The sequence below is a fragment of the Helicobacter anseris genome, assembly GCF_003364335.1.
Taxonomy (GTDB): domain Bacteria; phylum Campylobacterota; class Campylobacteria; order Campylobacterales; family Helicobacteraceae; genus Helicobacter_H; species Helicobacter_H anseris.
Genome location: NZ_NXLX01000006.1, coordinates 63,532 through 75,956, shown reverse-complemented (window position 1 = coordinate 75,956; position 12,425 = coordinate 63,532). Strand labels below are relative to the sequence as shown.

Annotated in this window: 13 protein-coding genes; all 13 read right to left on the bottom strand. The window is 33.8% G+C overall.

What is annotated here, in order from left to right:
* A partial coding sequence (locus CQA57_RS03655) for a beta strand repeat-containing protein (RefSeq protein ID WP_147288345.1) occupies positions 1-1,905 on the bottom strand: 1,905 nt, incomplete at its 3' end.
* A 514-nt stretch (positions 1,906-2,419) separates the two neighbouring features.
* A complete protein-coding gene (gene ybeY / locus CQA57_RS03645) occupies positions 2,420-2,839 on the bottom strand; it encodes an rRNA maturation RNase YbeY (protein WP_115578880.1) in 420 nt (139 codons plus the stop codon).
* Positions 2,840-3,607, bottom strand: coding sequence for a 4-hydroxy-tetrahydrodipicolinate reductase (dapB, locus tag CQA57_RS03640; protein WP_115578879.1), 768 nt, complete (start codon positions 3,605-3,607; stop codon positions 2,840-2,842).
* A 7-nt stretch (positions 3,608-3,614) separates the two neighbouring features.
* Positions 3,615-4,556, bottom strand: coding sequence for a thioredoxin-disulfide reductase (gene trxB / locus CQA57_RS03635; RefSeq protein WP_115578878.1), 942 nt, complete (start codon positions 4,554-4,556; stop codon positions 3,615-3,617).
* Positions 4,557-4,656: 100 nt separating this feature from the next.
* Positions 4,657-4,974 carry a thioredoxin gene (trxA, locus tag CQA57_RS03630; protein ID WP_115578877.1) on the bottom strand — a complete coding sequence of 106 codons (318 nt, stop codon included), beginning with the start codon at positions 4,972-4,974 and terminating at the stop codon, positions 4,657-4,659.
* A 52-nt stretch (positions 4,975-5,026) separates the two neighbouring features.
* Positions 5,027-5,353 (bottom strand): YraN family protein, encoded by a 327-nt coding sequence (locus CQA57_RS03625; protein ID WP_115578876.1) that lies wholly within the window; start codon positions 5,351-5,353, stop codon positions 5,027-5,029.
* Positions 5,346-6,608, bottom strand: a complete 1,263-nt coding sequence (locus CQA57_RS03620) for a homoserine dehydrogenase (RefSeq protein WP_115578875.1) — start codon at positions 6,606-6,608, stop codon at positions 5,346-5,348. Before CQA57_RS03620 ends, CQA57_RS03625 begins: the two co-directional genes overlap by 8 nt.
* Before the next feature lie 3 nt (positions 6,609-6,611).
* On the bottom strand, positions 6,612-7,664 hold the full coding sequence (yejB, locus tag CQA57_RS03615; RefSeq protein WP_115578874.1) for a microcin C ABC transporter permease YejB: 1,053 nt from the start codon (positions 7,662-7,664) through the stop codon (positions 6,612-6,614).
* Entirely contained in the window at positions 7,664-9,448 is a 1,785-nt protein-coding gene (locus tag CQA57_RS03610) for an extracellular solute-binding protein (RefSeq protein ID WP_115578887.1), read from the bottom strand. Before CQA57_RS03610 ends, yejB begins: the two co-directional genes overlap by 1 nt.
* Positions 9,442-10,224, bottom strand: a complete 783-nt coding sequence (gene surE / locus CQA57_RS03605; RefSeq protein WP_115578873.1) for a 5'/3'-nucleotidase SurE — start codon at positions 10,222-10,224, stop codon at positions 9,442-9,444. The genes CQA57_RS03610 and surE overlap by 7 nt, the downstream gene beginning before the upstream one ends.
* Positions 10,221-11,075, bottom strand: a complete 855-nt coding sequence (locus CQA57_RS03600; protein ID WP_115578872.1) for a polyprenyl synthetase family protein — start codon at positions 11,073-11,075, stop codon at positions 10,221-10,223. The genes surE and CQA57_RS03600 overlap by 4 nt, the downstream gene beginning before the upstream one ends.
* Positions 11,075-12,133 carry a DUF7488 domain-containing protein gene (locus tag CQA57_RS03595; protein ID WP_115578871.1) on the bottom strand — a complete coding sequence of 353 codons (1,059 nt, stop codon included), beginning with the start codon at positions 12,131-12,133 and terminating at the stop codon, positions 11,075-11,077. Before CQA57_RS03595 ends, CQA57_RS03600 begins: the two co-directional genes overlap by 1 nt.
* A complete protein-coding gene (locus tag CQA57_RS03590) occupies positions 12,123-12,425 on the bottom strand; it encodes a YbaB/EbfC family nucleoid-associated protein (RefSeq protein ID WP_115578870.1) in 303 nt (100 codons plus the stop codon). Before CQA57_RS03590 ends, CQA57_RS03595 begins: the two co-directional genes overlap by 11 nt.

Genomic DNA, 12,425 nt, shown 5'->3' with positions numbered 1-12,425 from the left:
ACCCGCCACTCCATTTTTAAATTCATCAGCTGTTTTTCCATCATTATTACTTGCAAAAATAAGGTTTGTAATTCCACTAGTGCCATAATCAATATCAGCTTCTACATTTACAGGTCCTTGCATTACAAGATTAGCTGTTCCGCCTGTTGTCTTAACAGTATAAACTGGAATTACTCCTGAATTAGTTGCAGAATCTAATCTTAACACTAAGTTTGTAGTTCCACCATTTGTTGTAAGAGTTCCTGAAGAAATACCTTCTAAATTCATAATATTATTACTTACTTTTACTTGACTTGGCATCCAGATTTTATTTTCAAAGACAATATTGTTAGTTCCACCATTGGTTGTGATGTTACCTGTGAGACTTGATAGAGATTTTAGAGCCGTGATTAAATCTGTTGCACTTAAATCTAAAGTAGTATAAGCTCCACCACTAGGAGTTGATGGGGTTGAAGTAGCGGCATTCTTGATAAGAATGTTGTTAGTTCCACCTCCAGCTGTGATATTACCAGTAATACTACCCCCACCATTCAACATTAAAGTATTAGATGTTGCACCTCCACCTATTTCAATATTTCCTGTAATGTTTGATGTTCCATCAACAGTAATACTATTAGAGTTTCCACCATTCCAAGCATAGATTGCATAACCAGAATCTGAAGCACCTAATGTGAAGTCACTACCTTTTACTTCAATAGTATTTTTTCCAGCTGCACTACTATAACCAGTAACAGAAATACCCTTGCCTATACTTAAACCTCCGGAATTTACTGTGATAGCATTTGTTCCAGAAGTAGCTAAGGTCACAGAACCAGAAATCGTGTTAGTAGAACCAGTTTTAGAGCTAGAAGCACTAGCTGTTCCGATGGTAATAGTATTTGTTCCTGAGGAATTTGAAACATTGCCAGTTATAGTTAGTGTTCCACTAACATTAATAGTATTTGTTCCAGATGAGTTTGAAATATTACCACCTATACTTGCTGTTCCATTATTTAAAGTAATAGTATTTGTTCCTGAGGAATTTGAAATACCGCTTTGTGTAGTTAAATTACCAGAAGCAATAGTAATTTCATTTTTATTACCTCCTCCATTTCTAGCAATAATAGAACCTTTTATGCCATCAGCTTCACCCTCATTGATTATCAAATTCCCAGAAGTTACTTTAATAGCATTCGTAGAAGAACCATAAGTTTTTGCTATCAAGCCTTTTTCTATACTTAATCCGCTAGAATTTACTGTAATATCATTACTTCCACCACCTGCAATAACTGAACCAGTGATAGAGTTGGTAGGATTTGCCCTACTTTGAACTCCACCAGAAGTACTAGTTGCTCCAAAAGTGATGGTATTTTTTCCAGCAACACTTTCAATATTTCCAGATATAGTATTGGTATTAGTGGAATTAAACTTAATAATATTCTCTCCTGTTTTTCCAGAATAAGTTGCTTTTGATAAAATATTACCTGTTAAAGTTGTGGTATTGCCACCAAAAGTAATGGTAGTGGTTCCATATTGAACTGAGACATTTCCTTTTACTGTATTTGTTTGACTTTTAAACTCAATATCCATTTTTGGAACTAGAGCTGAATAAGTAGAAAACCCTCCTACAATATTTCCTGTGAAGTTTGTACTACCATTATTAGTATCTCCAAATGTAATAGTGTGTGTCCCTGAAGTAAAGTCAATATTACCAGTTACATCCCCTTTAAAAGTCAAGGTTGTTTTTGCTGCAGCAAAGCCACCAGTATTGTTAAACTGTATACTGCCATTAAAATTTTTCTCAAAACTTCCAATAAATTGACTATTGCTATTTCCACCTATTACTGTTATATTTCCAGCAAAATCCTGTGTGGCATTAAGTGTAAAGCTTCTACCAGTTACATTATTACCAAGATTGATAGTCATTGTTTTTCCAGCAAAATCAAATTTACCTCCAGTAAATTCTGTATCACTGATTGAAGCTTGTGGAATATCTTTTCCAAAAGTTACAGTATTTGTAACAGAATCATAAGAACTGCTTGTAGCACTATCATTCCATTTAAAGGTAATATTACTAGTAATTGGGGTGCAATTATTACTATCTGTACAATTAGCACTAGGATCAATTGTACTTGCACTTGCAATATTTGCAGTTAAAAATAAAGCTAAAGAACTAGCAACTAAAGGTTTGAAGAATTTTTTTGAATTATTGTTTGAAGAGAAAGAAGCATTTAAAGAATTGTTATACCCCCCCCCCTCATTACATCAAATTTTTGTTCCATGACAAAAACTCCTTTTTTAAGATTTTATTTTTAATTACTTTAAAAGTATTAAAGCCCTTTATTTTTAAAGTAAGACAAAAATTATATATTAAAAATTGCTTTTTTTGAATTTTTTTTAAAACTTATTTACTAAAGTTAATGAAAAAAAGTATTTTAGATTATTGATTTCTAACTATAAGGCTTTCTGGTAGCTTGAAGTGGTGTATCCATTTTTGCTCTACTTCTCGATGCTCTCCATTGTCTTTTTCATGATCAAAGCCTAGGAGGTGTAAGATTCCATGAATGAGCAAAAGTGCGATTTCTTCTTGCAAGGTGTGATGATATGTCTGTGCTTGTTGCTGTGCAATCTCTATGCAAATCACAATACTTCCAAGCAAGGTATCTGCTCCCATATCTTGCAAGGGGAAGCTCAAAACATCTGTGGGCTTGTCTTGATTACGATAGGTTTTATTGAGCTCTTGGATAAAGTCTTTTTGCACTATCAAAAGCTCAATATCCTTAAAACTCATCTCTTTAGCGATATCTTGTAAAAAATCTGTCTTTATATCTATGGAGGTTTGATTGTCTATCTCTAGCATTTAAAACTCAAAGATATCTTGAATATCATAAAGCTTATTTGGCTTATCTTTTAGCCATAAGGCTGCATCTAGCGCACCTTTTGCAAAGGTAAGTCTTGAGGTGGCATTGTGCAAAAACTCTAGATATTCTCCATCTGCATAAAATCCTACAGTGTGCCTACCTGCGATATCTCCACCTCTAAGACTCATTACTGCTATTTCATCTTTGCTTCTTGCTCCTATCTCTCCATCTCTACCACTTATGCGGACTTTTTTTAGATCCAAATCTCTTGCTTTTGCACAAGTTTGAGCTAGTGTAAGTGCAGTGCCACTTGGAGCGTCTTTTTTGTTGCGATGGTGGATTTCGCAAATCTCAATATCTGAATCTTTAAAATTTTTTGCCACTAATGCTAAGGCTTTATTTAAAATCGCTATGCCTTTGGACATATTTGTAGCATAGAGAATTGGCATTTGAGCAGAGAGGGAAGAGAGCTTTTGAAGTGTCGTATCACTTAAGCCCGTAGTGCCACAAACTAAAGGCTTTGGCTCTTTTTGCAAAGCCTCTAAAAGTGTGATAGTGGCTTGAGGGAGTGAAAAATCTATGATGACATCAGCATTTTTTATAAAACATTCTAAATCATTGGTCACTAAAGTATCTTCTGGAATGGCGAAATCTAGGGTTTTGCGAACAAAAATAGCACCTAGTTTGCATTGTGTATGCGTGCTAATAAGCTCAATAAGCAATCTTCCTACTCTACCACTTGCACCAAAAACACCTATTTTTACCACGATACACCTACTTATGCAAAGAATCTAAATATGCTATAGCTTGAAGTGCTGCATTTGCACCATCTCCTGCGGCACAAACTACTTGTTTTGGAGCCTGGATTCTAATATCTCCTGCGGCAAATAAGCCTGCTATATTTGTTCTCATTGATAAATCTACAATCACATTTCCATATTCATCAACATCACAAAGCATACTGCCATCTTCTTGCTTTAATATTTGATTATTGACATCATAGCCCACAAAGATGAAGATACCTGGGAGATCTAGCTGTTTGGTTTGGTTTGTTTGTAGGTTTTTTAGCAAAAGTCCTGTTACTCCCATATTATCACCTTTGATTTCTTCGATGGCATAAGGGGTGAGGAACTCTATCTTTTCATTTTGCTTTGCGTGCTCTACGGTTACTGGAGCTGCTCTAAAGGCATCTCTTCTGTGGATAAGATATACTTTTTTGCACATCTTTGTAAGATAAATGGCTTCTTCTAATGCTGTATCTCCACCGCCAAGCACTGCGACTTCTTTGTTTTTATAAAAAAATCCATCACAAGTTGCACAAGTGCTAACACCCTTGCCCCAAAACTCAGCTTCTCCTTTGATGCCTGTCTTTTTTGGACGACCTCCTGTCGTAATAATCACTGCTTTTGCTTCTACCACCTTGCCATCATTTTGATAAATCTCAAAAAAATCTCCCTTTTTACTAACTCTTTGCACCTCTACCATTTCATGCTTTAACCCAAATCTAAAGCATTGCTCTTGCCAAGGTTGCATAAAATCCAATCCGCTTAATATTTCCTTAACACCTGGATAATTTTCTATCTCACTACTTCCTGTGATTTGCCCACCTGGCATACCTTTTTCAAATAAGACAACATTTTTTATACCACCTCTAGTAGCATAAAGCCCAGCAGAAAGACCCGCAGGACCACCTCCAATAATCGCTAAATCTATCATCTTTTGTCCTTTAAATAATAATTTTTATTCTTTGAGATAATTTGTATAGTATTATGGAAATATCAATCGTTAGGAATCTTTATAAAAGATTCCTAAAATTTTACATCAATGAGTCAATTTTATCTTTGAGAGCTTGTTTTGAAGTCGCACCTACCATTTGATCTACCACTTGACCATCTTTCATAAATAAAATTGTAGGAATACTTCTGATACCATATCTTGCAGAAAGCTCATCTTGCTCATCTGTATTTACCTTGCAAATTGCAACTTTTCCTTCATAATCATTTGCAAGCTCATCGATTACTGGAGCAAGCATTCTACAAGGACCACACCAAGGCGCCCAAAAATCTACAACAGCCAAGCCTGACTTTGTTACACTATCAAAATTTTGCATATCTAATTCAATATATTTTCCCATTTTTTCTCCTTAAAAATTATATATGAAGTGGGATTATACTCAAGTTTTTTAACTAAAGGATAATATTTTCTAAGAAGTCTATTTTGTCATTTTGGATACAAATAGCACTGATACAATAAGCATTTGTGCAATGATTTTGCATTATAAAAAATTGCAAAGTTTTTTGAATCTTTGCTAGCTTTTTTGGCGTGATGGCATAAATGGGATTATTGTTTTGATTGCTTTTAACTTCTATAAAATGCAAAATATCATCTTTAAGTGCGATGATATCAATCTCTCCAAATCTGCAGTAAAAATTCTGCTGAATAATCTCAAAACCTAAGGCTTGCAGATATTCTTTTGCTTTTTGCTCTGCTAAAAAACCCTTTTGCCTACTCATCTATGCGAATAAAGAAAGATTTACTTTCAATGAAATCTTGAGAATCTATCTCTGATAGGGCATTGTGTATGCTAGATTCTTGGCTTATATGTGTGGTAAATAAAAGCTTTGCAATCCCGTCTTTTGCTTGTTTTTGCAAAAAGGCTTGAATTGAAATATTATTCTTGCTTAAAATGCTTGAGATTTTTGCTAGAACACCTGTCTTGTCATAAGCACTAAGGCGTATATAATAGCGACTTTGAATTTTCCCTTTATCGCGAAGCTTTAAGGAATTGTCACTTTTTTCAAAACCAAGCATTGCAGAATTTTTGCCCCTAGCAATTTCTATCAAATCACTAATCACAGCACTTGCCGTAGCATCTCCACCAGCACCAGCACCATAGTATAATGTCTCTCCTACCCTATCTCCCACAACACTAATACCATTCATTACACCATCTACTTTAGCAATCATTTTGTCTTTGTCAATTAGCACAGGATGCACGCGTAATTCTATTTCATTATCAATTTTTTTTGCAATACCCAAAAGCTTGATGACAAATCCAAATTCATTAGCAAAGGCGATATCACTTGCATTGATTTTTTCTATACCCTCAATGATAATATCTTGTGGTTTTGCATCAATACCATAAGCCAAAGAAGCAAGGATTAAAAGTTTATGTCCTGCATCACTACCATCAATATCTAAAGTGGGATCTGCTTCGGCATAGCCTAGAATCTGAGCTTGTTTGAGAGCGTCATCAAAACTCATAGCATTTTGTATCATTTGAGTTAAGATATAGTTACTTGTGCCATTAAGAATGCCTCTTAAAGAGAGAATGTGATTTGCCGCTAGTCCATCTTTTAGGGCTTTGATGATAGGGATTCCACCGCAAACACTTGCCTCAAAACCAATGGGATGATTTTTTTTGATTTTTTGTAAATCGTAGCGATGGTAGGCTAACATTGCCTTATTTGCAGTTACAAGGCTTTTGTTTTTTTCTAATACTTTTTTTGCAACTTCAAAAGCTTGCTCTACTCCGCCCATAAGCTCGATTACAATTTCAATACTCTCATCTTCTAAAATAAAATTGATATCATCACTTAAGGCAATATTTATATCGCGTTTTTTAGTAAGATCTTTTACTACTGCTTTTGTGGGAATAAGTCTTGCACCGATTCTATTGCTAATAAGTTCTTGATTTTCTTGTAAGATTTTAATAACGCTACTACCTACTACACCTGCACCAATAACCCCTACTTTAATCTCTCTCAATTTCTATCCTTTTTTATCAAAATGTATGCGTGGATCTATCGCTACATACAACAAATCACTAATCAAGCTTGCCAAAAGCCCTAGTAAAGTAAAAATATACAAAGTCCCAAATACCACTGGGTAGTCTCTATGCAAAAGGCTATCATATCCTAAAAGTCCCAACCCATCAAGGCTAAAAATAATTTCAATCAACAAAGAACCTGAAAAAAACATTCCTAAAAATACTGCTGGGAATGAGGAAATAACAAGTAGCATCGCGTTTCTAAAAATATGAAAATAAAAGATTCTACGCTCACTCACACCCTTAATCCTTGCATAGGTTACATAATATTTTTGCATTTCATCTAAAAAAGAATTCTTTACCAAAAGGCTTAATGTAGCAAAACCCCCTATGCTAAGGCATATCACAGGTAGCGTAATGTGCCAAAGATAATCTTTTATTTTCCCATAAAGGCTTAGAGAATTAAAATCATCACTTACTAATCCTTTGAGCGGAAAGACATCATAATACCCTCCTGCAAAGATAACAATCAATAAGATACCAAACAAAAAGGCTGGGAGTGCATTTGCCATAACAATAATAATGCTACTTATCACATCTAAAGAACTGCCGTCATTTCTTGCTTTATAGATTCCAAGAGGGATTGCGATAAGATAGATAAGTAGAGTGCTAAACAATCCTAAGGATATGGAAGTTGGCATTTTCTCTTTTATGAGGTCTAAAACACTAATTTTGCGATAATAGCTCTCACCAAATTCAAATTTTAGATATTGTGAAAGCATAAGATAATAACGCTCAAAAATTCCCTTGTCAAAGCCATAGAGCTTTTTAATCTCTTCTATGGCTTTTTCATCAAGATTATTATCGGTTTTATATGTGCCTATTTTCGCACTTATATTTCCTGTTTCAGTGCTTGCTTGGAGTGTTTGAAGCTTGTGAATCATCTGCTCCACTGGCCCACCTGGAGCAAGCTGGATAATGAAAAAATTGATAGTAATAATTCCAATTAGCGTGGGTATTATCAATAAAAGACGCTTTAAAATATAATGATACATTATTCTTCTATCCACCAAGTGTAAGGATCAAATCCATAGAGTGGAGGATTTTTTGGCATTTTAACTTTATCCCAATAGGCAATGCGATAATAAGGTAAATTAAAATGAGGAATGACATAAAAACCCCAAGATAGGATTCTATCTAGTGCTTGAGTGATGGCAATTTGCTCTTGTTTATTTTTTGCTTGGGTTAGTCTTTTGATAAGATCATCTATAATTGCATCACTAATGCCTGCATAATTTCTGCTACCTTTGGTACTGGCACTTTGTGAGCTCCAATAATAAAACTGCTCATTACCTGGAAATAAAGATTGCCCAATCACTCCTACAATCATATCGTAATCAAAATTACGCACTAAAGCACTATATCGTGAGGAATCTACAACTTCTATTTGCATCTTGATTCCTAAAATTTCTAAATTTTTTGCATAAGCAAGTGCCAATCTCTCAAAGGCTGGATTATCAAGAGTAAGAGTAAAGACAAAGGGGGTTTTTGTCTGCTTATCTACAAGCCTAAAATCTTCTATCACAAATCCTGCTTTTTGCAATAGCTGTTGTGCGTATTTAAGATTTTCTCTATTATCCTCTCCTATTTTTTGCCCTCCATCAGTGCGTGGAATAATAAAAGGTTCTGTTAATAACCTCGGATATTTTTCCTCAATGATTTTTTTATAGGGTTGTAATATTTGCAATTCTTCTTTGCTAGGTAGTTTTGGCATCGCATAAATGGAATTATTAAAAAAACTCAAAGTGCGTTCATATTGAGAAAAAAATAAATTTTTATTACTCCATTGTGCATCAAAAGCATATAAGAGCGCTTCTCTCACAAGAGGATTTTTAAAAATCTCTTTTCTTGTATTCATAAAAAATCCTTGCATACCGCTAGGAAGAGCATTTTTTATCATTGTTTTATGGATTTTACCCTCTTGCATAGCCTTGCCTGTATAGCCCCTTGCCCAAACTTTTGCCACACTCTCAAACCGCCAATCATAATCCCCTTTTAAAAAGGCTTTGAGAGCAACACTATCATCTTTATAATACTCAAACACCACCTTATGAAAATTAAAAAATCCTTTTACTACAGCTAAGTCATTTGCCCAATAATTTTGATTTTTTACAAAAACTATCCTTTTACCAAGATCAAAACTCTCAATACTATAAGGACCACTTCCTAATGGTTTTTGCAAGACATTTTCACCAAAGGTATTTTTATTGTTTTGTAAATAAAAATGCTTTGGTAGTATTTGCAATTGTCCTAAAATAAGAGGTAATTCTCTATTTTTATTTGTTTTAAAAATAAACTGGATATTTTGAGAATCTAGCACTTTAGCTTCTTTTACATCAGCATAGTATTGTGCAAAAATGATTGATCCTTTTTGCCTTAAGGTATCAAAACTAAACTTCACATCTTCTGCACTCACTTTTACCCCATCATTAAATCTAGCTAGTGGGTTGATATGAAAAATTACAGAAAAATTATCTTTAGCAATTTGAATATCATCTGCAATCAATCCATATTGACTATAAGGTTCATCAAGACTTTGCACCATCAATGTATCATAGAGAAGTTCTAAACCTTGTGCAGGATTGCCTTGCAACATAAAAGGATTTAGGCTATCAAAACTACCAATTACATGAGTTTTAAAGGTCCCACCTTTTTTTGCATTGATATCTACATAATCAAAATACTTTAGATTTTTATACTTAGGAGTTCCTTCTAGTGCAATAGAAGAGCTTGCAAATGCATAACAAAAACTTAAAAGATAAAAAAATATTTTTAGCACTCTAGCCACTTTTGCACTAAATCCATATCCTCATAGCTTGTCATATTGATAGTAATTGGGGTGATAGAAACATATCCTTGCTTTGTAGCACTAAAATCAGAAATTATTCCCTCTCTTTCTTTCCATGCTAATGGTTGCAATCCTAGCCAATAATATTCGTTACCTCTCGGATCTCTATTGAGATGGGCATTGTTTGCATAGAGGCGATAACCTTTTTGTGCAATTTTATATCCTTTAAAATCCTTGATAGATATTTGTGGGACATTGATATTTAAAAACTTTCTTTCACCTAAAGGAAAACTCTTATCAAAGATTTTTAACACAATTTCTCTAATTACTTTTTTTGCAAGCGCAAAGTCAAAATCATTTGAGAGATTCTTATCTTTTAGCATTTGTGAGATTGCAATAGATGGTATCCCTTGTATTACCCCTTCAATAGCACCAGCAGCTGTCCCAGAATATGTAACATCCTCACCCATATTAGAACCAAGATTGATACCTGAGATAATCAAATCAGGTTTCTGACCATCTTTATAAATTGCATTGAGTGCCAAATAAATACAATCTGTAGGGCTTCCATCATCTAACTTATAAAAATCATCATCTACTTTGATAAATCGCAAAGGCTTAGTTAAGCAAAGTCCATGACCACAAGCAGACTTCTCACTTGCTGGGGCAACAACCAAAACCTGTGCAATATCTTGCAATGCTTCTTTTAAAACCAACAAACCTTTAGAATCAAAACCATCATCATTTGTAAGTAAAATTTTTTTCATTTATTTCCTTCAAAATAATCTTTTAATACTTTTAAAAGATTTTCTTTTAGTTTTTTATCAAAAGTATCAAGTATATTAAAAATCTCTTCTTGTAGTCTTTGCAAATGCTCTTTTGCACCATCAAGCCCCAACAAATTCACATAACTATTTTTATTTGCATCATTTTGTGTTGTTTTGCCTGCCTCTTCTTTAGTCGCAGTGCAATCAATAATATCATCTCTTATTTGAAAATATAATCCAATTTTTAATCCAAAATCATAAATTTCTTGTGCTTTGCTAGAAGATAAATTTGCAATCAATGCACCCATTTTTAGGCTTGTAGCAATGAGTTTTGCAGTTTTATGCAAGTGGATAAATTGTAATTTTTCTAAGGGTAATTTTTGATTTTCAAAATGACAATCTAGTGCTTGACCTAACACCATTCCACTAATACCGCCATCTTTTGATAAAAGCTCTATTAACTGTATTTTGACTTGAGAATCTAGCCTTGCTTGTGAGAGTAGATAAAAACTATAAGTATTTAGCGCATCACCTACTAAAATCGCGGTTACTTCATCATAGCTTTTATGCAAAGTCGGGTATGATCTTCTTAAATCTGCATTATCCATACTTGGCAAATCATCGTGTATAAGAGAATAAGTATGCAAGCTTTCTAATGCCAATGCTGGAAGAAAGGCATTTTGCAACATTGTTGGAGCAAAAGCATCTACGACACTTAAAAGCAGTGCGGGCCTAAACCTCTTGCCACCATTTAACAGCATCTCCCAAAATGCTCGCTCTAAATAGGGATGGAATCCTTGTATCTCTGGCTTATGCTTGATGAGAAATTCTTCAAATTCTTTTAAAAACATCACTGAGACTCTTTTGTTTGATTGGGATAAATTTTTATACTAAATTGCAAGCCATTGCGACTGATAAGTAACTCGATAAAACCCTCTTTACTATAAGCATCAGAGAGTGTTTGTCTTAGATTGAAAAAAATATCCCCTTGCATTTTTTTTGGATTATGTTTATTTACCCAAAGGATTTGATCACCTCTTTGCAGATTCTCAAGTCCATTGTGTAAATTTTTACTAATACGCCGAATGACTAATTCTCTATCGATTTTTATACCTTGACTTTCAAAAAATGTATCTTGAAGTAAAAATCCTCCAAAAAGCTTCTCCACCCCTACTTCAAAAGTTTTTTGCACTTCTTTGGAATCTTCATAACGCAAAATAGTAATTTTTGCCCTACTTTGATAATCAAGATTTGCAATTATCCATTGCAAGTTTTCTGCAGAAGTTTTTTTGCCATTGATTTGGATAATCACATCCTCTGGCTTAAAGGGATTATTTGCAAAAAATGGATCAATTTGTGAAATCTGATTGCTATTATCTTTTAATCTCACACCTATATCACCATAATACACTTCATCTTGAGACAAAAATCTTTCAAGATATTTTTTATCTACAAAACCCTCTTTGGTTCCTATGCCATAAATCTGATAGCAAATATTACTCACTATTTCATTTGGCTCAATTACATCATTTGTTTTTGCATAGTTTATGAAACCTTTTTGCTCTTGCAAAATCTTTGTTTTTTGTATCTTTTCAGATCCAATGATAGCAACCTCAATATCATCTGGCATTGCCTCTATTTCTTTAAGTGTATAACCCTTTGATGGTCGCTTAACATCAAGCAAATAAAGTCCAACAAAAGGATCTGATTTAATTACTTCTTTGGCAATAATAGGGCTTTTAGAATAAATTACATAATAAATCTTATCTTTAAATACAATAGGAATTGCTCTAGTATCCCTAAATGCAAGTGTCGTTTCTTGATAGCGATCTTTGCAAAAGGAAAAATCCATACCAAAACTAAGGGATATAAGACACAAAAAAGTAAAAATAAAATGTTTATAAACCAAAGGGTTTTATTCCTCCAAGTAAATTTAATGCCATACTTTTTTTATTCTCCTCAACACTTCTATAAGCATCATTTAAAGCACTCATTAAAAGTATTTGCAAAGATTCCTTATCCTCTAGCAAAGAATCATCAATATTTAAATCTACTAATTCACCAGCACCATTGATACTGACACTCACAAGCCCGCCTCCACTTTTTGCACTCAAAATAGTCTCTTTTGCCTTAGTTTGTAAATCTTCCATTTCTTTTTGCATACCACCAAAAACATTTTTAAGATTCTCTATATCAAACAT

Coding starts and splice junctions, on each gene's coding strand:
- ybeY (WP_115578880.1), bottom strand. CDS start 2,839: ATGCTAGAGATAGACAATCAAACCTCCATAGATATAAAGACAGATTTT.
- trxB (WP_115578878.1), bottom strand. CDS start 4,556: ATGATAGATTTAGCGATTATTGGAGGTGGTCCTGCGGGTCTTTCTGCT.
- trxA (WP_115578877.1), bottom strand. CDS start 4,974: ATGGGAAAATATATTGAATTAGATATGCAAAATTTTGATAGTGTAACA.
- CQA57_RS03625 (WP_115578876.1), bottom strand. CDS start 5,353: ATGAGTAGGCAAAAGGGTTTTTTAGCAGAGCAAAAAGCAAAAGAATAT.
- yejB (WP_115578874.1), bottom strand. CDS start 7,664: ATGTATCATTATATTTTAAAGCGTCTTTTATTGATAATACCCACGCTA.
- surE (WP_115578873.1), bottom strand. CDS start 10,224: ATGAAAAAAATTTTACTTACAAATGATGATGGTTTTGATTCTAAAGGT.
- CQA57_RS03600 (WP_115578872.1), bottom strand. CDS start 11,075: ATGTTTTTAAAAGAATTTGAAGAATTTCTCATCAAGCATAAGCCAGAG.
- CQA57_RS03590 (WP_115578870.1), bottom strand. CDS start 12,425: ATGTTTGATATAGAGAATCTTAAAAATGTTTTTGGTGGTATGCAAAAA.